The organism is Planotetraspora kaengkrachanensis (assembly GCF_016862895.1).
Classification (GTDB): Bacteria; Actinomycetota; Actinomycetes; order Streptosporangiales; family Streptosporangiaceae; genus Planotetraspora; species Planotetraspora kaengkrachanensis.
Map to the genome: position 1 here is coordinate 57,825 of NZ_BONV01000033.1, position 17,690 is coordinate 75,514.

A 17,690-nucleotide genomic window follows, 5' to 3' on the forward strand; every position below is an offset into this window, starting at 1 on the left:
GCCGAGCCGGAGCGCTGAGGCGGAGCGCCGCGGTTCCGCCCGGGACGGGGCTGGAGGGTCAGAGCCAGCCCTGGTCCTGAGCCTTCTGCACCGCCTCCATCCGGTTGCGCGCCGACGTCTTCTGAATCGCCGACGACAGGTAGTTGCGGACGGTCCCCTCGGACAGGTGCAGCCGCGCGGCGATGTCGTTGATCGTCGAGCCGTCGACCGCGGCGCTCAGAACCTCCCGCTCGCGCGGGGACAGCGGATTCGGGCCCGCGCTGAGAGCGGCGGCGGCGAGCCCGGGGTCGATGACGCGCTCGCCCGACAGGACGCGCCTGATGGCGGCGGCCAGCTCGCGCGCGGGACTGTCCTTGACGAGGAAGGCCGACGCCCCGGCCTCCATGGCCCGCCGCAGGTAGCCGGGCCGGGCGAACGTGGTGAGGATCATCACGTGGCACTCGGGGACCTCGCGGCGTATCTCCCCCGCCGCGGTGATGCCGTCCTTGCCGGGCATCTCGATGTCGAGCAGCGCCACGTCGGGCCTCGTGACCGCGGCCACCGCGACGGCTTCGTCGCCGGTCGCGGCCTCCCCGACCACGTCGATGTCGGGCTCGAGGCTCAGCAGGGAGGCGAGGGCTCCCCGGATCATGGTCTGGTCCTCCGCCAGTATCACCCGGATCACGTGGCCAACCTATCGCTCAGACGGCGACGGTCCGGCCCGCCACCGGCTTCGCGGGGTGGCGCGGGACGGTGATCCGAATGCGGAATCCCGCGGCGGCGGAATCCACCTCGACGGAGCCGCCGGCCGCGCCCACCCGCTCGGCCAGACCCGTCAGACCGCTGCCGGGCTGGTACGGTCCGGCCACGCCGTTGTCGGCGACCTCCAGCAGCGCGCCGGCCTCGCCGTACGTCAGGGTGATCTCGCAACGCGTCGCCCGGGCGTGCCGTACGACGTTCGTTGCCGCCTCGCGGACGGCCCAGCCGAGCAGTCCGTCCAGGGGGTCGGGCACCGGGGTGCCCGACGTGCGCACGGTCAGCTCGACTCCCGCCGCGGCCAGTGCGGACCTGGCGCCGTCGATCTCCTCGGAGAGGCAGCGCTGACGGTATCCGGTCACGGCCTCGCGCACCTCGACCAGCGCCTGCCTGGCCACGGACTCGATGTCGGCCATCTCCCCGGCCGCCCGGTCGGAGCCCTGCTCGGCGAGCCTGCGGGCGAGTTCGCTCTTCAGCACGATGAGGGACAGGCTGTGGCCGAGCAGGTCGTGCAGGTCACGGGCGATCCGCAGGCGCTCCTCGTTGGCCGCCAGCCTGGCGACCTCGCTCTGCGCCTGCCGGACCTGGATGACGAGCAGCCGGGTGTTGCGCACTCCCATGAACAGCAGGCCGAGCGTCAGCACCTCCATCACGAGCAGCGTGAGCGTGCCTCCGTCGGCCTTCTTGATCAGGCCGTCCACGATCACGATGGCCACCATGCCACCGAGGGCGGGCAGGGCCAGTCGCGGGCGCAGCCCCATCGAGAAGACGACGGACACGTAGATCGGCAGGGCGAGCCAGCCCGGGCCGAAGACGAGCGGGTAGGCGGCGGCCATCAGCGTGAGGAGGCCGAGGAGGGGCAGGGTGAGCGGGTTGCGCTCGTCCTCGTCGTCGGCCGCCGTCAGCACCGTCGTCATGTAGGTGGCCACGAAGGCCGCCAGCGCGACGAGCTGCCAGCGGGCCTCGTCCCACGGCACCTTGCCGCTGACGATGTCGACCACCGGATAACACAGGTAGACCAGGCCGAACATGACGCCGATCAACCGTCGCCACCGCGCCGACCTGCCGTCCATCGCGCCGAACGTGAAGGTGCGGCTGAACCAGCCCATCCTTCGGCCTCCTGTCCCTGTTCCCACCGCGTCCCCGCCCTCGGTCAGGCGCGGACCGTCGCCCGGCGGTAGGCGAAGACGGCGAGGACGCCGAGCACGACCGCCCAGCCGACGATCCCGAAGACGGCGGAGGCCTCCGGCGTGTCTCCCGCGACGATCTTCCAGCCGATGCTCGCGTAATCGTAGGAGGGCAGCACCTGGGCGATCGACTTCATGGCGGACGGCATGACCTCAACAGGGAACCACAGGCCACCGAGCAGGGCCAGCCCGAACATCCCGATCATGGCGACGGGCTGCGCCGTGTCCGGCGGCAGGAGCGAGCCGATCGTCAGGCCGAGCGCGATGAAGGGGATCGTCCCGACCCATAGGGAGCCGATGAGCCCGGCCCATTCGCCCGCCGGGAGCGACACGTCCTGCGTCAGCACCGCCGCCAGCCCCACGAGCAGCAGGGACGGCAACACCAGCACCATGGACGCGATCAGCTTGGTGCAGATGATCGCCCAGCCGGGCAGCGGGGTGATCTGGAGCTGGCGCAGCCAGCCGCTGTGCCGCTCCTGCGCCCACGGCACCGCGCTCGACATGATCGACGCGGCGAGCGCGCCGTACGCCGCCATGGAGACCATCAGGACCACCGCGCCCTTGACCCCCGTCGTCTCGTCTACCTGGTCCCCCCAGAGGTTGGAGTAGAGGAGGTAGAAGATCACGGGGAAGGCGATCACGAAGATGATGTACCGCTTGTTGCGGACCATGCGGAGCAGTTCGATCCTCAGATAGTGCGCCATGGTCATGACTCCTTGGTGAGAGCGAGGAAGGCGTCCTCAAGATCGGCCCCGTGGATCTGGAGGTCGCGCACGTCGAGGGTGGTCTTGCGGTAGAGCGCGTCGACGGTGGCGTCAGGATCCCCGGTCCTGACCGTGACGCGGTCCGTCTGGATCTCCACGGCGGACACCCCGGGCAGGGCGTCCAGCCCGGCGGCCGACTGGAGACCGAGCCGGAAGCTCACCGTGTGCCCCGCCACCCCCGCCTTGATCTCCGCGGCGGTGCCGTCGGCGACGACCTTGCCGCGGGCGACGACCACGACCCGGTCGGAGTTCTGGTCCGCCTCCTCCAGGTAGTGGGTGGCGAACAGGATCGTCCGGCCCTGGGCCGCGTAGGCCCGCATGTTGTCCCAGAACGACCGGCGCGACTCGACGTCCATCGCGGCCGTCGGCTCGTCCAGCAGGAGGAGCTTGGGACCCCCGGCGATGGCCAGGGCGAAGCGCACCCGCTGCGTCTGGCCGCCGGACAGCTTGTCCGCCCTCCGTCCCGCGAGGTCGGTCAGCTCGGCCATCCGCAGCACCTCGTCCAGGGGCAGCGGGTCGGGATAGAGCCGGCGGATGAAGTCGACGGACTCCCTGACCGTCAGCTCGGGGATCAGCGAGCCCTCCTGGAGCATCGCGCCGATGTCCCCGCGGGTGACCGCCTCGTCCGGCCCGTTCCCGAACACCTTGATGTCGCCGCTGGTCGGGCGGAGCAGTCCGAGCAGCATGTTGATGGAGGTCGACTTGCCCGCGCCGTTCGGGCCGAGGAGCGCGACGGTGCTCCCCACGGGGATGTCCAGCGTGAGCCCGTCCACGGCGACGACTTCGCCGTATTTCTTGGTGACGCCGTTGAAGGCGATGGCGTTCATGAGGTCAACGCTAGGCATGCTTCCGGTAGATCATCAGTGCCGAGCGTCCGGGCTTCGGGATGACATTTGTCAGACGCCGGGTGAATCACCTGTCGGACGACCCGTGTGGGCCTCTGCGGCCGGGCCGTACGCTCAGGCCGGGGAACTCTCCACGGGCAGACCCGACCCGGCCCAGTCCTCGATCCCCTCGGCGTACAGGCGCACGTCGCGGTAGCCGAGCCGCTTCAACTCCGCGACGAGGCCGGGACCCCGCGTGCAGGCGACGTCGGTCGAGTAGGCGACGATCGGGGCCGACCGGTCGGGCAGCAGATCGTTCGCCGACTTCTCCGCGTCCTCGGCGGTGAGGTTCAGGGCTCCGGGCAGATGCCTGCGCCGGTAGGCCGGCTCGGGCAACCCGTCCACGACGGTCACGGCGCCCGTGTCGATCGCGGACCGCAACTCCTCCCTGGAGATCGTCGGCCGGACCGGGAGTCCGTCCCCGGCCACGTGAGCGTCGCGGGCGAAGGGCGGCGGCGCCCCGGGGTCCTGGAGCGGCCCGCTGAGCTGGATGTTGGCGATCAGCCAGCGCTCGTCCTGCCGTACGGCCACGAGGGTGAGCCTGAACGAGCCGCTGGTGTCGCGCCCCATGGCGGTGGTGCGCTGGTCCTGGACTCCCGACACGACCGCGGTGTCGCCGTAGAACCTGACCTGTGGCTCAAGGATCGCGAAGTGGTGGTTCTCCAGGGGCCCCTGATGACGGCCGGCCCACTGCCGCCCGCCGAGGACGAACCCCACGGGACCGATTCCCGCGAAATCCACGGTGAGGAGGTCGTCGTAGGCGGCGACGTCACCGTGCAACTCGGCCTGGGCCCAGCGGTCGACGAGATCGAGAACCTGCTGCCGGCTCATGAAACTCTCCTTGCTCTCCTGGAACGACTACGTTCACGGCCAAGCGGAGAAAAAACCTCCGATTAACTGTGACACGGCAGCCGATGTCCGGCAAGGCGAAGTGGAGCATTTTTCTCCGCTTCATAGGTATGCTGTTCCCAACACCGGAAGGGGCGCGACGATGGCCAGGCCGATGCGGGCCGATGCCCGGCGCAACCAGGAGCAGATCCTGCTCGCCGCACGGGATCTCGTGGCCGAGCGCGGCCCCGACGTTCCCCTCGACGAGGTCGCCCGCCGTGCGGGAGTGGGCATCGGCACGTTGTACCGCCGGTTCCCCGACCGGGAGGCCCTGCTGCACGCGCTGGCACTGGACGCGCTGACCAGGACGGTCGCGGCGGCGCACGCCGCCGCGGAGCAGGAGACCGACCCGTTCGACGCGCTCGCGCGCTACCTGCGCGAGGCCCTCGAGCTGCGCGTGTCCGCGGTGCTGCCCGCCCTGATGGACGTGGTCGACCTCGGGAACGACCCCGAACTCGGTCCCGTGCGGGAGAAGTCCGCCCGCCTCGTGCGGAGCATCCTCGATCGGGCCCGGACGGCGGGCGCGCTTCCCCATGACGTCACCTTCGAGGACGTCGGGATGATGCTCGTTCGGATCGCCCGGCCTCTCCCCGGCCCGCTCCCGGCTGAGGCGAAGCACGAGCTCGCGCGCCGCCATCTGGAGTTGTTCATCCGCGGCCTCGGGGCCCTGGCCGCGGGCGAACCCGCGGTCGCCGCGGAACTTCGCGTCCCCGGGTGACCTGACCGGCACTTTCCTTCAGCGCCTGAGCCGGCCCCGCCCGGGAACGGGTCTCAGCGGCCGAGCCTGGCCCTGGCGTCCTCGACGTCCATGCCGTGGAGCCTGAGCAGGTTCTCCCCGAGGATCTTGCGCTTGGCCTGCTCGGTGAGCTGGGGGTAGCCGTACCCGTCACAGAGGTCCTGGGGGATCTGGAAGTCCTTGAACGCGCGCAGCGCCCACTGCGGATGGAAGATCGGGGCCTCCGACCCGTAGATGATCTTGTCTTCCCCGCACCAGAACAGCAGCTTGCCCATGATCTCGGCGAACATCCTGGGCGCCCGGACGACGAAGTTGATCGTCGCGGCCAGCGACGCGTACAGGTTGGGGTAGCGGATGAGCTGCCAGCAGGTCTCGTCCAGGAACGGCAGGCCGACGTGGAAGATGACGAAGTTGACGTCGGGGAAGTTGGCCGCGGCGCCGTCCATGTCCCAGGTCTGGGTGTGCTCGATCGGCTGGGGGCCGAGGGGGACGCCCTTGTGCACGCCGATGAGGTTCACGCCGAGCTCCTGCGCCTTCTCGAAGATCGGGAAGGCGATGCGCGGGTCGTCCATCCGCCACGGGTACGGCGAGCCGTAGTCGTAGCGGACGTTGTACAGCTTGAACGCCCGGGCGCCGAACTCCCCGACCTGGCGCTCCATCAGGTCGAGCGCCTTGCGGCCCTCGAGCGGGTTGACCGTTCCCCAGAAGACGGTCCTGTCGGGGTCCCGCGCGGCGAGGTCCGCGCACTCCGTCCACGGGGAGAGCCCGTCGTGGTACAGGTCGGTGAGCGGCAGGGGCATCGCCACGAGCATGTCGGTGTCGGACTCCTCGTACACCATCCGCCGGATGTCCTCGACCGTCCACTGCCGCAGGAACTCCTCCGGCGGCAGCTTGGTCTCCCCGTCCGGGGTGAGGGCGTTGTGGAAGGCGTAGAGATGGTTGGAGAACATCTCGCCCGGCTTGCCGAAGGCGTTCTTGGCCTCGAAGTTGAACACGTGCGCGACACTGTCGAACACGAACGCGTCGTCGATCATGACAGTTCCTCCAGGATGTACGCCTCCCGGTCCCGGACCGTCGAGGGGGGCGGCAGGAAACGCAGGATTCGCGCGGCGCGCGGGGAGAGCCGGTCGACCGTCCACGCCTCGTCCCAGACGACCTCGACCTCGGCGTCCTCGACGCCGGGCTGAGCGGCGATCTTCTCGCGCACCTCGGTGAGCACCCGGGCGGCGAAGGGGCACCAGCCCGACGTCAGCAGCAACTCGACCCGGGCCCGGCCGTCCGTGACCTCGACGGACCTGACCAGGCCCATCTCCACGACCGAGATGCCCTTCTCCTTGCAGCACGGATCGAACACCTCGGCGAGCGCCTCACTGGCCCATGGGGGGATCTGCGACATGGCCCCATCGTGTGACGGGGCTGCGCCGGGCGGTAGCCGCGGGATTTCAGATGGCGCACATCACGGGTATTCCTTGCGCTACCGGGCCGGGACATGCTGTGAGGATGGCCGACACAGCGCCCAGCGACCTGATCCGCAGTGTCTCCCGCGCTCTGCGCGTGCTTGAGCAGGTCACCCGGTCCGAACGGCCGCTGACGGTGAAGGCGCTCGCCCGCCGTTGCGAGCTCAACCTGTCAACGACCTACCACCTCGTCCGGACGCTCTCCTACGAGGGCTACCTCACCCGGTGCCCGAGCGGCGAGTACACCATCGGCCCGCAGATCGCCGAACGGTTCCACGAGCTGATCGGCGCATTCCACCGGCCGCCCCGGGCCTCGTCCGTGCTGCACCATCTGGCCTCGGTGACCGGGCACACCGCTTATCTCGCCCGGCTCTCCCATGGACGGCTGTTCGTCCTCGACGTGGCCGAGGGACCCCGCTCTCCCTGGCTGGAGGACCTGCAGGCCGGGCTTGAGACCGCTCCCCACGCGACGGCGCTCGGCAAGGCGCTGCTCCTCACGCTCTCCCCCGGCACGCGGCGGCGCATCCTGGCCGAGTACGGCATGCGCCCGTTCACCTCCACCACGCCGACGCGTCCCGAGGACCTCGAGGCGGAGTTGTCCGGCCTCAATCCGGGTGAGCTCGTGGAGGAGCACGGGCAGTTCCGCGCCACCGTGGCGTGCGCCGGCGTGGCGGTCCCGTACGGCGGCAGAGGCGCCTGCCTGGCCGTCGGCATCTCCACGCACGGCCTCGACCTTCCCGGTCTCGCGGTGTCGCACCTCCGCCAGGCGGCCGCCGACCTGCGACTGGCGGCCACGAGCTGATCCACCGGGGTCCTCGCGAGCGGTGCGGACGCGCCGGCCGGGCCCCCTCCCGATGGACGCCCGTGAGCGCGGGGTAGGGAACCGATGGCACCCATCGACCCGAGGGTGCCCTGGAGGACATGGACGACATGGGCGCCGCGCTGCGAGGGATCCGCCGGCTCGCCGAGCAGACGCCGCCGTCACGGGAGCGGTTCGCCGACCTGCTGCGGGGGCTGTCGATCCTGGCCGTGGTCCTGGGGCACTGGCTGGTTACGGTGGTCGGCTACGACGAGCACGGCGAGCTCGTGGGCAGGTCGGCGCTGCCCGACCTGCCGTGGGCTCACCCGCTCACCTGGCTCTTCCAGGTGGTGCCGGTCTTCTGCTTCGTCGGCGGCTACGCCAACGCGGTCTCGCTGACCAGGCACCGCGAGCGTGGCGGGGACACGGCCGGGTGGCTGCTCAACCGCGGCGGGCGACTGGTCCGGCCGACCACGGCCCTGATCGTTGTGATGGCCGGGGGCGCGTTCGCCGCCCACCTGCTCGGCGCCGATCCCGCCCGGGTGCGCCTGGTGGTGTGGTTCACCTCGATTCCGCTGTGGTTCCTCGTGGTCTACCTGGTCCTCGTTGTGCTGACGCCTTTGACGTACGCCCTGCACCGGCGGTTCGGGCTGTGGGTCCCGGTGGTGCTGGTCTGTCTCGTCGCTTCGGGCGACGTCGCCCGGCTCCTCGGCGCGCAGTCGTTGAGCCTGGGCAGCCACCTGTTCGGCTGGCTGGCCGTCTACCAGATGGGATTCGCCTGGCGGGACGGGCTCCTGCCCGCCCGTCCCCGCGTGGCTGCGCCGCTGCTGCTCGGTGGAGTCGGCGCGCTGCTGCTGCTCACCCTCGTGGGCCCGTATCCGGTCAGCATGCTCAACGTGCCGGGCGAGCGGCTGCACAACATGTCTCCCCCGAGCCTGGCCCTGCTCGCCGTGGCGGCCGCCCAGATCGGCATCGTGCTGCTGCTGCGGGACCGGGCCGCCCGGTGGCTGCGCCGTACCGGGCCGTGGACGGCGGTCGTCGCCGTCAACACCGTGATCTTGACGATCTTCCTCTGGCACGTCACCGCGGCGGTCCTGGCGGTCTTCGCCCTCCATCTCGCCGGGATCCTTCCCGCGTACGCGGCCGGTTCCGCGGGCTGGTTCGCCTGGCGCGTCCCCCTGCTGATGTTGTGCTGTCTCGCCCTGGCACCCCTGGTCGCCGTCTTCGGGCCGATCGAGGTCCGCGCCGCCCGGCGGGCCGTCCAGCAACTCCCGGGTCGGGCGACGCGTCCCGGGCTCGCCCTGGCGGCTCACCCGGCGACGCGCCTCGCACTCGCCCTGGCGGGGTTCGCCGGCGTCGTCGTCGCCCTCCTCGGCAACAGCCTGTCGCCGAGCACCGCTCCGACCGTGTTCGGGTTGCCGACGCCTGCTCTGGTCATGTACCTGGCGGGCGCGGCGGTCCTGCGGCTCCTGCGGTCGGCGTCACCCCGCGACCAGGTCCGCCAGGCCTCAGGCCCGCGCCGCGGGCCGCCCTGAGGCGGTCCCGCGCGTGCGCCTACGGGATCCGCGTCCCGCCGACCAACTGCGGCTCCCAGGCCCGCTCGACGACCCGGACCAGACCCTGGTCCGTCACCTTCAGCTCGGGCGACACCGGAAGGCCGAGCGTCGACACGCTCATGAAGGGGTTGGCGTTCGCCCATCCCCAATCGATCAGCGCGGCCCGCAGCTCACCCGTCTGGCGCGCCACCCTCTCCGCCGGCTGGTCCGACATGACTCCACCCACCGGCAGCGGCAACGCAACGACGGAATGCCCAGGCCGTTCCAGCGCCATGCCGCCGCCGAACCCGATGACGTGATTGGCAGCACGCACAAGATGCTCCGGCGAGGTGCCGAGCAGCGTCAGGTTGTGACTGTCGTGCGCGTACGTCGTGGCGAATCCGCCCTCCTCGAGGTCGAACCCCACGATGGGGACGAATGTCCGGTTACCGGTGGACCGATGCCGTTCGATGACGACGGCCACGGCGGTACGGCCGGCCCACTCCACGACGCCGTCGCGGACCGGCAGCACCACCTCGTCGGGGACCGTGTAGGTGTCGACCCCGTTGACGCGGATCGCACGGAAAGTGTGATCGCCGTCCGGCAGGTCCACACTCCAGGGGATCTCCTCGAGCGGGGCCAGGTGCACCGACCCCGCGAACGGGTTGGCCGCGACCGGGATCTCGGGGCCCGTGTAGACGCCGTCTCGTCCGACGACGACTCCCTCCGCGATCACGAGCGCCGGGTGCAGCAGTTCGAGCGAGTCGACGAGCACGAGATCGGCGCGCAGCCCGGGGGCGACGACGCCGCGGTCGGCCAACCCGAGCCGCCGGGCGGGATGCAGGGTGAGAGCACGCAACACCGACCACGGCGGCAGTCCGCGCCGGATCGCGACCCTCGCCACGTGATCGAGGTGCCCGCGGTCGAGGATCGCGTCGGCCACAAGATCGTCGGTCACGACGCAGAACTCCGGCAGCACGGGCAGCGAGAGCAGGACGTCCACCACTTCGGAGGTCAGGCTCTTCTCCTGAAGCATGGGCAACATGCCCAGCCGGGCCTTCTCCCGCAGGACCTCCGGCGTGTTCTTGGTGTGGTCGGAGTCGATGCCGGCCCACATGTAGGCGTTGAGGTCGGCGCCGGACAGGTTCGGGCAGTGCCCGTCGAGCCGTACGCCGTGGCGGCGTGCGGCCGAGATGATGTCACGCATGCGAGGCTCGCCGGAGACGACCGCGCGGTAGTCCATGACCTCGCCGAGCGTGGTCACACCGTCCCAGGAGAGCATCGTGTCGATGTCGTCGGCGGTCAACGTCGCGCCGGCGGTCTCGAACCCCTCGAGCGCGGGCACGCACGACGGCACCGCCCAGCGCATCGTCATCGGGCTGCGCCGGCCCTGTTCGATCATCCACGCCATGGCGTCCCGCCCCGCGACGTTGACGATCTCGTGCGGGTCGGCCAGAACGGTGGTCGTCCCGCGGGCCAGCGCGATGCGGGCGAACTCCCCCGGGGTGATGAGCGCCGACTCGATGTGCATGTGGGCGTCGACGAATCCGGGCACGACGATCCGCCCGTCCGCGTCGATCTCCTGTGCCGCCGTCACGGGTGTTCCCGGTGGAAGCACCGCGCGGATCAGCCCGGCGGTGACGGCCACCTCCGCCGCGAACAGTTCGCCGGTCTGTACGGAGGCCACCCGCCCACCACGGATGACGAGGTCGACCGGGCCGAGGGCGGTCATGCACGCTCCACAGGAGACTCGACGGGGATGGACCGGCCCGGCGTGTGACGGGCGATCCGCGAAGACAGAAGCCGTACGAAGCCGTCCGCGTCCACGCCGGTGGCGAAACGGATCGTGGCCGGGCGCCCCGTGACACCGCGGATGTCGGCCACGACGGCGCCTCGGGTGATCTCCCCGACGCGCTCGACCGCCGCCGATCCCGGGGTGTAGTCCAGCAGTCCGGGCCGGACGACCGCGGCGACCGCCAGGGCGTCGTGCACCGGGGCGGCGGCCACGCCGAAGCGGGCGGCGTACACACCGGCGAGGTGGGCCAGCATCCGGCCCGCCTCCCTCACCGGCGTCGGGGCCGCGGCCAGTTCATCGGCGATCTCGGCGGGGACCAGCGCGGCGCGCGTAACGTCCAGGCCGACCAACCGGATGGGCACCCCGGAGGCGAGCACCTCGTGGGCCGCCTCGGGGTCTGCGTAGAAGTTGAACTCCGCCGCCGGTGTCACATTGCCCTGCACGAAGACGGCGCCTCCCATGATCACCAGCTCGCCGATGGCGCCGGCGACGTCCGGATGGCGGCGAAGCATCGTCGCGATGGTGGTCAGGGGGCCGAGGGCGATCACGGTGATCTCACCGGGCCGGTCGCGCAGGAGCCCGGCGAGCGCGTCGGCCGCGTGTCCCGGAGCGGTCTGGCGGGCCGCCTCGGCGAACACGACGCCCCCGAGCCCGCCGGGACCGTGGACGGGCTCGTCCGGAACCCGTTCGGAACCGGCGAGCGGCGCCCCCGCCCCCGCGTAGAGCGGCACGTCGGAGGGCACTGCGAGATGGTCGAGGAGCCGGGCGGCGTTGTCGGCCGCCCGTTCCACTCCGACGTTGCCCGCGACGGCGGACACGGCGAGGACGTTCAGCTCGGGCGACGCGAAGGCCAGGTAGAGGGCCAGGGCGTCATCGATGCCGGGGTCGCAGTCGATGACGACGGGGATCCGCTCCCCCGGCTTCGTGTGCGTCACTTGCTGGACACTTCCCGGGCGTAACGCTCGACCCACTGCGTACGGTTGGCCACGATCGGAGCCATGTCCAGCGTGGTGTAGCCGGCCGCGACCGGGTCCTTGGCGGCGTCACCCGCGACCTTGGTCAGGACATCGGGCACGGTCGCGTCCTTGTTGACCGGCTTGTCGTAGTAGGCGGCCGCGGCCTTCGACTGCACATCGGCGCTGAGCAGGAAGTCGATGAACTTCTCCGCGTCGGCCTTGTGGGCCGTTCCCTTCACGACCTGCGCCTCGTTCGTCGCCATGTAACGGCCCTTGGCCGGTACGGCCCACGCGATGGGTTTGCCGGCCTTGACCAGGTCGACGGCGAAGGAGTCGAGCGCGGGCGCGGCGACGACCTCCCCCCGATCGAGCAGGCTGGTGACCTCCGTGGTGCTCGTGTAGAACTTCAGCACGTTGGGAGCGAGCTGCGTGAGGTTGGAGAAGCCGCTCTCGACGTCGCCGGGGCCCGAGCCGAACACGTCGGACGTGGCGGACAGGAACAGCTGACCGGCCGTCGGCGCCATGTCCGGCACCGCGATCTTGCCCTTGTAACCGCCGTCCCACAGCGTCTTCCAGTCCGCCGCCTTCTGCGGATCGGTGATCCCGTCGGTGCGGTAGAGCTCGCCGAGCAGTTGGAACGTGTAGGCCGGGCCGTACCCGTCCGTGCTCTTGGCGAAGTCGTAGATCTTGGACAGATTCGGCACCGCGGCGGCGTCGATCTTGTCGAACAGGCCCTGCTTCTCCCCCAGTGCGGCGAAGTAGTCGGAGATGAGCATGACGTCGACGGTCGGGTGGGCCTTGTTGACCTGCAGCTTGGCCAGCCGGTCGGCGTTGTTGCCGGTCTCGACCTGCACCTTGATGCCGGTGGCCTTCTCGAACGGCTGGACCACCACCTGGTTGAACTGCTCGGTGCCGAATGAGAACGTGCTGACGGTGATGGCGTGCTCGGAGGCGTCCGGGGTGCTGCTGCAGCCTGCGGCGGCGAGGCCGAGGCCTGCGGTGAGGGCGGCGATCGCGAGGCGTTTCATGGTTGGTTCTCCGTCTGTGAGGGGGCGGGGGCCTAGGAGGCGAGCGGGACGACGCGGTCGTCGGGGAAGAACGTCCGGACGCGGGAGCCTTCGTGCAGGTCCGGGTCCGACGCGGCGGCGAGGATGGTGTCGCCCTCGACGTCGAGGGTCACGAGCGAGTCGGTTCCGCGGTAGGTGATCCGTGAGATCGTGCCGGGCCGGGACTGCCCGCCGTCCGGGGCGGTTCCCGATTCGGGTAATACCGCCACGTGCTCGGGACGGATGGTCACCAGACCCCGTCCCGGCAGGGTGAGGAAGTTCTCGTAGCCCAGGAACGTCGCGACGAACCGGTTGGCGGGCGCGGGGAAGATCTTCCGCGGGTGACCGGCCTGGGCGACTCGGCCGGAGTCCAGGATCACCATCTGGTCGGCCAGTTGGAGTGCCTCCTCCTGGTCGTGCGTGACGAGGATCGTGGTGATTCCGCTCTCTCGCTGGATCCGGGCGAGTTCCGCGCGCATCTGGACACGCAGTCGCGCGTCCAGATTGGACAGCGGCTCGTCCAGCAGGAGCACGGAAGGACGGATCGCGATCGCGCGGGCCAGGGCGACCCGCTGCTGCTGGCCGCCGGACAATTCACGGGGGCGGCGGCCGGACAGTTCGGACAGCCCGACCAGCTCCAGCGCCTCGTGCGCCCGCCTGCGGATCTCCTCGCGGGCGACGCCGCGCACCTTCAGGCCGAAGCCCACGTTCTTCGCCACGGTGAGATGCGGGAACAGGGCGTACGACTGGAAGACCATGCCGATGTTGCGTTTCTCCGGCGCCAGCCCCGTGGCGTCACGGCCGTCGATGAAGATCTGGCCCGCGGTTGGGTGTTCGTACCCGGCGATCATCCGCAGAGTGGTCGTCTTCCCGCAGCCGCTCGGGCCGAGCAGCGCGGTGAGCGAGCCTGCCGGCACCTCCAGATCGACGCCGTCGACGGCTGCCACGTCACCGAAGTGCCGGGAAACCTTCGCGAGCCGGACGACAGCGTCGGAGCCGTCTCTCATGATCCGATCCCTCCGAAGATCTTGTTGAATCCGACCAGCCGCTCGGCCACGACGGCCACCACGACGGCCGCCAGCAGCAACACCACCGACACCGCGGCGACCACCGGGTCGTAGGAGGTCTGCACGTACTGCAACATGGCCACCGGCAGGGTCTCGGTGCCCGGCCCCTGAAGCAGCAGCGACAACGGCACGTTGTTGAACGACGTCACGAACCCGAGGACGGCGGCGGCGGCGATGCCCGGACGCAGAACCGGGAGCGTGACCCGGAAGAACGTGGTGACCGGCCCCGCGCCCAGCCCCCGGGCGGCCTCCTCCAGCGCCGGATCGGCGAGTGCGAGCGACGCCCCCGTCACCCGCACTGCGTACGGCAGAAGCAGGATGGTGTGGCCGATCAGCAGCACACCCGAGGCCGTGACCCCCAGCCCCACCATGAGCTGCTGGTAGAGCGCCAGCCCGAGCACGAGTTCGGGAAGCACGATCGGGCTCAGGAAGAGGTTCTGGACGACGGCCCGCCCGGGCAGTCTGCCCCGGTGGACGGCCAGGGTGGCCGGGATGCCGACCGCCAGCGCGATCACGGTGGCCGCCGTTGCGACGAGCGCGCTCGTCCCCAGGCCGTCGAGGAACGGGCGGTAGGACGCGGCGGCCCCGAACCAGCGCAGGGAGAATCCCTCCGGCGGGAACGTGATCGTGCTGCCCGAGGTGAAGGCGACGGCGACGACGAACAGCGCCGGGCCGAGCATGATGAGGTAGGCGGCGACGGCCAGCACCGTGAGCACCGGGCGGCGCTCGCGGGCGGGCCGCAGGCTCCGTCCTGCGCGGCTCACGCGGTCACCCGCCTTCGGCCCGCCCACGCCGACGCGCCCGCGACGGCGAAGACCAGGGCGGTCATGAGGAGTGCCACGGCGGAGGCTCCTGCCCAGTCGATCGTCACGCTGGAGTAGTTGAAGAGCTGAAGGGAGAGCATCGTCTGCCGGGTGCCGCCGAGCAGCACCGGTGTGGTGTACGCCGTGGCCGCGCCGGCGAAGACGAGCGTCGCGCCCACCACCGCTCCGGGCATGGCGAGCGGGAGGAGGACGAGGCGGAAGGTCGCCGTCCGGCTCGCGCCGAGCCCTCGGGCGGCGTCCTCCAGCCTCGCCTCGATGCCGGACAACGACGAATAGCACGAGACGATCGCCAGCGGCAGGAAGAGCTGCACCAGCCCGGCCACGACCGCCGTCTCCGTGTAGAGGAGTTGCGGCGGATGGTCGGTGATTCCGAGCCCGGTCAGTGCCTGCGCGATCACGCCCTTGCTGCCCAGCACGACCAGCCAGCCGTAGGTGCGCACGACGTTGCTGAGCAGCAGCGGGAATATCGCCAGCGCGAGCAGGAGGCCCGACCAGCGAGACGTCGACCGGGAGAGCAGATAGGCGACGGGGAACCCGAGCAGCAGGCACACGGCGGTGACGATCAGCCCGATCCTGAGGGTGCGCCAGATGATCCCCAGCATGAAGGGGTCGGCGAGCATCTGGGCCAGCCGGTGCCCGACGTCGAGAGCGGGCGTGTCCGGGGGATGCAGCAGCATCATGACGGCGGGCACCAGGAAGCCGAACAGCAGGAGTGCGAGGCCCGGTACCAGTAACAGCACGGCGTTCCGACGTGACACGCTCGTCCTTTCCGGCATGGAAACATAGAGGTCAGGGCTTTGCAAGCGCTTGCAGTACCCTAGTGAACTCCGCGAACCAGGGTCAATTCGAGACGGCGCATATCTCATTAAGACTGTGTAAACATGGACAAATCGCCTCGCGGCTGAGTGCGCGAGCGGGCTGAAGCACCGGGAAGATGGGGACGCGCCACTTCTGACAGCCGGGAGAGAGGGTCACATGACGCGTTTGGCCGATGTCGCTCGTGCGGCGGGGGTCTCGATGTCGACGGCGTCCCGGGCATTGAGCCGTCCCGATCTGGTGGCGTCCGAGACCCGGAGCCGGGTCCTCGAAGCGGTGCAACGGCTCGGTTTCCATGTGAATCCAGCGGCACGCGCCCTGACATCGGGAAAGACCGGCCTGGTTGCCATGTGCGTGCCCACGCTGAGCAACCCGTTCTTCGCTCCCATCATCGCGGGGGCTCAGCAGGCCGCCGAGGCGGCCGACCGGCACCTGACCGTCGTGGTCACCGAGGGGTCGGCCAGGCGCGAGGCCGAGGTGCTGACCCGGCTCTCCGGGCAGGTCGACGGCTTCATCATCGTCGCGCCGCGAGGTGGCGACGCCGACCTGCTCGAGTTCGGCGCCACCACCCCCGCCGTCATCGCCGAGCGGGTCGTGCCCGGACTGACGTCCGTGATCATCGATACGCCCGCGGGTCTCCGCGACCTGACGGGCATGCTGAAGGCCGACGGACACCGCCGCGTCGCCTATCTGTCCGGCCCCGAAGGATCGTGGATGGACCGCCTGCGGTGCGACGCCCTCCGGGAATCACTCGGACCGAACGGCGAGCTCATCGTCATCGGCCCGCTGCCGCCGACGTTCCGCGCGGGGGCCGAGGCCGTCCAGGGGATCCTCGACCGGCGGGCGACCGCGGTCGTGGCCTACAACAGCCTCCTGGCGCTTGGGGCGGTGTACCAGTTGCACAACGTCGGCGTGCGCGTTCCGGAACAGATCAGCGTGGCCAGTGCGGACGACCTCGCCGCCCTGGGGCTCGGAGCCCCGGAGATCACGACTCTGCGGTTCGACCCGGCCGGCCTGGGCGCGGCCGCGATGGAGGCGCTCATGCGGCTGATTGACGGACGGCCCCCGGCGGTTCCCCACACCCGGATCCCGGCCGCCCTCCAATTGGGGTCCACCACCGGACGTCCGGCGACCGACGTCTGACACCGGACGGTCACACGGTCTGCCGCGACCGGGACCTTCGCCGCAGTCAGTCGTCGCCCGCGAGCAGCCCGGCCAGAGCAGGATGTGCACGGCCGGGCTCGATCGTGACGATGGCGTATTCCGCCACACCTGCCCGGACGAACGGGTCCTCGGCGGCGATCCGCTCCGCCGCGACCCGGTCAGAGCCGCGCGGCGAAGATGGCGGTGATCAGGATGGCCTTGGCCCCGATCTCCCAGAGCTGGTCCATCACCTGCTGGTGGCCCTTGCGCGGGATCATGGCGCGGACGGCGACCCACCCCTCACGGTGCAGCGGGGAGACCGTCGGGCCCTCCATTCCCGGCGTGATCGCGATGGCCTCGTCGATGCGCTCGACCCGGATGTCGTAGTCGATCATCACGAAGTCGCGGGCGACGAGCACGCCCTGCAGCCGCCGGATCAGCTGCTGGAAGCCGTTGGTCTCCGCCGCGCCCGACTGCTTGATCACGACGGCCTCGGAGTGGGCGATCGGCTCGCCGAAGACCTCCAGACCGACGTTGCGCAGCGTGGTGCCCGTCTCGACCACGTCGGCGACCGCGTCGGCGACGCCCAGCCGGATGGCGGTCTCCACGGCGCCGTCCAGCTTGATCACCCGGGCGTCGACGCCCCGGTCGGCGAGGTACTTGCCCAGCAGGCCCGCGTACGACGTGGCGATCCGCAGCCCCGCCAGTTCGTCGACGCTGGTGTAGGTCGCGGGGGTCGAGGCGAACCGGAACGTCGACCGGCCGAAGCCCAGCGGCACGACCTCCTCCGCCGGGGCCCCGGAGTCGAACAGCATGTCGCGGCCGGTGATGCCCGCGTCGAGGGTGCCCTCGCCGACGTACACGGCGATGTCGCGGGGGCGCAGGAAGAACAGCTCGATCGAGTTCTCGGGGTCGACGACCACGAGTTCCTTGGAATCCCTCCGCGGCCGGTATCCGGCCTCCTTCAGGATGGTCTGGGCGGCATCGGTGAGCGCGCCCTTGTTCGGTACGGCGAGACGCAGCATGGCGTGCGATGAACCTTTCGGGATCGGATTGAC

Annotated in this window: 18 protein-coding genes; 4 read left to right on the forward strand and 14 right to left on the reverse strand. The window is 70.6% G+C overall.

Annotated features, from left to right (window positions below; translation table 11 throughout):
• Positions 1-58: 58 nt before the first annotated feature.
• From Pka01_RS29340 to Pka01_RS29360, 5 genes are all read right to left on the reverse strand, one after another.
• The gene (locus Pka01_RS29340) at positions 59-664 is read right to left on the reverse strand and encodes a response regulator transcription factor (protein WP_203886155.1); all 606 of its coding nucleotides are present in this window, start codon (positions 662-664) and stop codon (positions 59-61) included.
• Between the two features lie 16 nt (positions 665-680).
• A complete protein-coding gene (locus Pka01_RS29345) occupies positions 681-1,844 on the reverse strand; it encodes a sensor histidine kinase (RefSeq protein WP_203886156.1) in 1,164 nt (387 codons plus the stop codon).
• A gap of 44 nt (positions 1,845-1,888) precedes the next feature.
• On the reverse strand, positions 1,889-2,626 hold the full coding sequence (locus Pka01_RS29350; protein ID WP_203886157.1) for an ABC transporter permease: 738 nt from the start codon (positions 2,624-2,626) through the stop codon (positions 1,889-1,891).
• Between the two features lie 2 nt (positions 2,627-2,628).
• Positions 2,629-3,513, reverse strand: a complete 885-nt coding sequence (locus Pka01_RS29355) for an ABC transporter ATP-binding protein (protein ID WP_203886158.1) — start codon at positions 3,511-3,513, stop codon at positions 2,629-2,631.
• Between the two features lie 132 nt (positions 3,514-3,645).
• Positions 3,646-4,401, reverse strand: a complete 756-nt coding sequence (locus Pka01_RS29360) for a DUF4440 domain-containing protein (protein ID WP_203886159.1) — start codon at positions 4,399-4,401, stop codon at positions 3,646-3,648.
• Positions 4,402-4,561: 160 nt separating this feature from the next.
• On the opposite strand from Pka01_RS29360, the gene Pka01_RS29365 reads away from it, so the two are divergent.
• Positions 4,562-5,176: a TetR/AcrR family transcriptional regulator gene (locus Pka01_RS29365; protein WP_239115512.1), complete on the forward strand. Its 615-nt coding sequence runs from the start codon at positions 4,562-4,564 to the stop codon at positions 5,174-5,176.
• 53 nt (positions 5,177-5,229) lie between these two features.
• On the opposite strand, the gene Pka01_RS29370 is transcribed toward Pka01_RS29365, so the two are convergent.
• On the reverse strand, positions 5,230-6,228 hold the full coding sequence (locus Pka01_RS29370; RefSeq protein WP_203886160.1) for an amidohydrolase family protein: 999 nt from the start codon (positions 6,226-6,228) through the stop codon (positions 5,230-5,232).
• Entirely contained in the window at positions 6,225-6,590 is a 366-nt protein-coding gene (locus Pka01_RS29375) for a metal-sulfur cluster assembly factor (protein ID WP_203886161.1), read from the reverse strand. The genes Pka01_RS29370 and Pka01_RS29375 overlap by 4 nt, the downstream gene beginning before the upstream one ends.
• Before the next feature lie 104 nt (positions 6,591-6,694).
• Between Pka01_RS29375 and Pka01_RS29380 the strand changes: the two genes are divergently transcribed.
• Positions 6,695-7,453 carry an IclR family transcriptional regulator gene (locus tag Pka01_RS29380; RefSeq protein WP_203886162.1) on the forward strand — a complete coding sequence of 253 codons (759 nt, stop codon included), beginning with the start codon at positions 6,695-6,697 and terminating at the stop codon, positions 7,451-7,453.
• A 119-nt stretch (positions 7,454-7,572) separates the two neighbouring features.
• Positions 7,573-8,985, forward strand: a complete 1,413-nt coding sequence (locus Pka01_RS29385) for an acyltransferase family protein (protein WP_239115514.1) — start codon at positions 7,573-7,575, stop codon at positions 8,983-8,985.
• A gap of 19 nt (positions 8,986-9,004) precedes the next feature.
• Here Pka01_RS29385 and Pka01_RS29390 read toward each other — a convergent pair whose 3' ends face one another.
• Genes Pka01_RS29390 through Pka01_RS29415 form a run of 6 tightly spaced genes read right to left on the reverse strand, consistent with a single transcriptional unit; the run spans position 9,005 to position 15,431 of the window.
• Positions 9,005-10,717 carry an adenine deaminase gene (locus Pka01_RS29390; protein WP_203886163.1) on the reverse strand — a complete coding sequence of 571 codons (1,713 nt, stop codon included), beginning with the start codon at positions 10,715-10,717 and terminating at the stop codon, positions 9,005-9,007.
• Positions 10,714-11,715: a nucleoside hydrolase gene (locus Pka01_RS29395; protein ID WP_239115516.1), complete on the reverse strand. Its 1,002-nt coding sequence runs from the start codon at positions 11,713-11,715 to the stop codon at positions 10,714-10,716. Before Pka01_RS29395 ends, Pka01_RS29390 begins: the two co-directional genes overlap by 4 nt.
• Entirely contained in the window at positions 11,712-12,764 is a 1,053-nt protein-coding gene (locus Pka01_RS29400; RefSeq protein ID WP_203886164.1) for an ABC transporter substrate-binding protein, read from the reverse strand. The genes Pka01_RS29395 and Pka01_RS29400 overlap by 4 nt, the downstream gene beginning before the upstream one ends.
• 32 nt (positions 12,765-12,796) lie before the next feature.
• The gene (locus Pka01_RS29405; protein ID WP_203886165.1) at positions 12,797-13,789 is read right to left on the reverse strand and encodes an ABC transporter ATP-binding protein; all 993 of its coding nucleotides are present in this window, start codon (positions 13,787-13,789) and stop codon (positions 12,797-12,799) included.
• Positions 13,786-14,613 (reverse strand): ABC transporter permease, encoded by an 828-nt coding sequence (locus tag Pka01_RS29410; RefSeq protein ID WP_239115518.1) that lies wholly within the window; start codon positions 14,611-14,613, stop codon positions 13,786-13,788. The genes Pka01_RS29405 and Pka01_RS29410 overlap by 4 nt, the downstream gene beginning before the upstream one ends.
• Positions 14,610-15,431, reverse strand: coding sequence for an ABC transporter permease (locus Pka01_RS29415; protein ID WP_239115521.1), 822 nt, complete (start codon positions 15,429-15,431; stop codon positions 14,610-14,612). Before Pka01_RS29415 ends, Pka01_RS29410 begins: the two co-directional genes overlap by 4 nt.
• A 217-nt stretch (positions 15,432-15,648) precedes the next feature.
• On the opposite strand from Pka01_RS29415, the gene Pka01_RS29420 reads away from it, so the two are divergent.
• Complete coding sequence (locus Pka01_RS29420; protein WP_203886166.1) at positions 15,649-16,632, forward strand: LacI family DNA-binding transcriptional regulator; 984 nt, start codon at positions 15,649-15,651, stop codon at positions 16,630-16,632.
• A gap of 179 nt (positions 16,633-16,811) precedes the next feature.
• Here Pka01_RS29420 and hisG read toward each other — a convergent pair whose 3' ends face one another.
• Positions 16,812-17,657 (reverse strand): ATP phosphoribosyltransferase, encoded by an 846-nt coding sequence (gene hisG, locus Pka01_RS29425; protein ID WP_203886167.1) that lies wholly within the window; start codon positions 17,655-17,657, stop codon positions 16,812-16,814.
• Between the last annotated feature and the right edge of the window lie 33 nt (positions 17,658-17,690).

Coding starts and splice junctions, on each gene's coding strand:
- Pka01_RS29405 (WP_203886165.1), bottom strand. CDS start 13,789: ATGAGAGACGGCTCCGACGCTGTCGTCCGGCTCGCGAAGGTTTCCCGG.
- hisG (WP_203886167.1), bottom strand. CDS start 17,657: ATGCTGCGTCTCGCCGTACCGAACAAGGGCGCGCTCACCGATGCCGCC.
- Pka01_RS29420 (WP_203886166.1), top strand. CDS start 15,649: ATGACGCGTTTGGCCGATGTCGCTCGTGCGGCGGGGGTCTCGATGTCG.
- Pka01_RS29380 (WP_203886162.1), top strand. CDS start 6,695: ATGGCCGACACAGCGCCCAGCGACCTGATCCGCAGTGTCTCCCGCGCT.
- Pka01_RS29370 (WP_203886160.1), bottom strand. CDS start 6,228: ATGATCGACGACGCGTTCGTGTTCGACAGTGTCGCGCACGTGTTCAAC.
- Pka01_RS29400 (WP_203886164.1), bottom strand. CDS start 12,764: ATGAAACGCCTCGCGATCGCCGCCCTCACCGCAGGCCTCGGCCTCGCC.
- Pka01_RS29390 (WP_203886163.1), bottom strand. CDS start 10,717: ATGACCGCCCTCGGCCCGGTCGACCTCGTCATCCGTGGTGGGCGGGTG.
- Pka01_RS29385 (WP_239115514.1), top strand. CDS start 7,573: ATGGACGACATGGGCGCCGCGCTGCGAGGGATCCGCCGGCTCGCCGAG.
- Pka01_RS29345 (WP_203886156.1), bottom strand. CDS start 1,844: ATGGGCTGGTTCAGCCGCACCTTCACGTTCGGCGCGATGGACGGCAGG.
- Pka01_RS29365 (WP_239115512.1), top strand. CDS start 4,562: ATGGCCAGGCCGATGCGGGCCGATGCCCGGCGCAACCAGGAGCAGATC.
- Pka01_RS29350 (WP_203886157.1), bottom strand. CDS start 2,626: ATGGCGCACTATCTGAGGATCGAACTGCTCCGCATGGTCCGCAACAAG.
- Pka01_RS29360 (WP_203886159.1), bottom strand. CDS start 4,401: ATGAGCCGGCAGCAGGTTCTCGATCTCGTCGACCGCTGGGCCCAGGCC.
- Pka01_RS29375 (WP_203886161.1), bottom strand. CDS start 6,590: ATGTCGCAGATCCCCCCATGGGCCAGTGAGGCGCTCGCCGAGGTGTTC.
- Pka01_RS29355 (WP_203886158.1), bottom strand. CDS start 3,513: ATGAACGCCATCGCCTTCAACGGCGTCACCAAGAAATACGGCGAAGTC.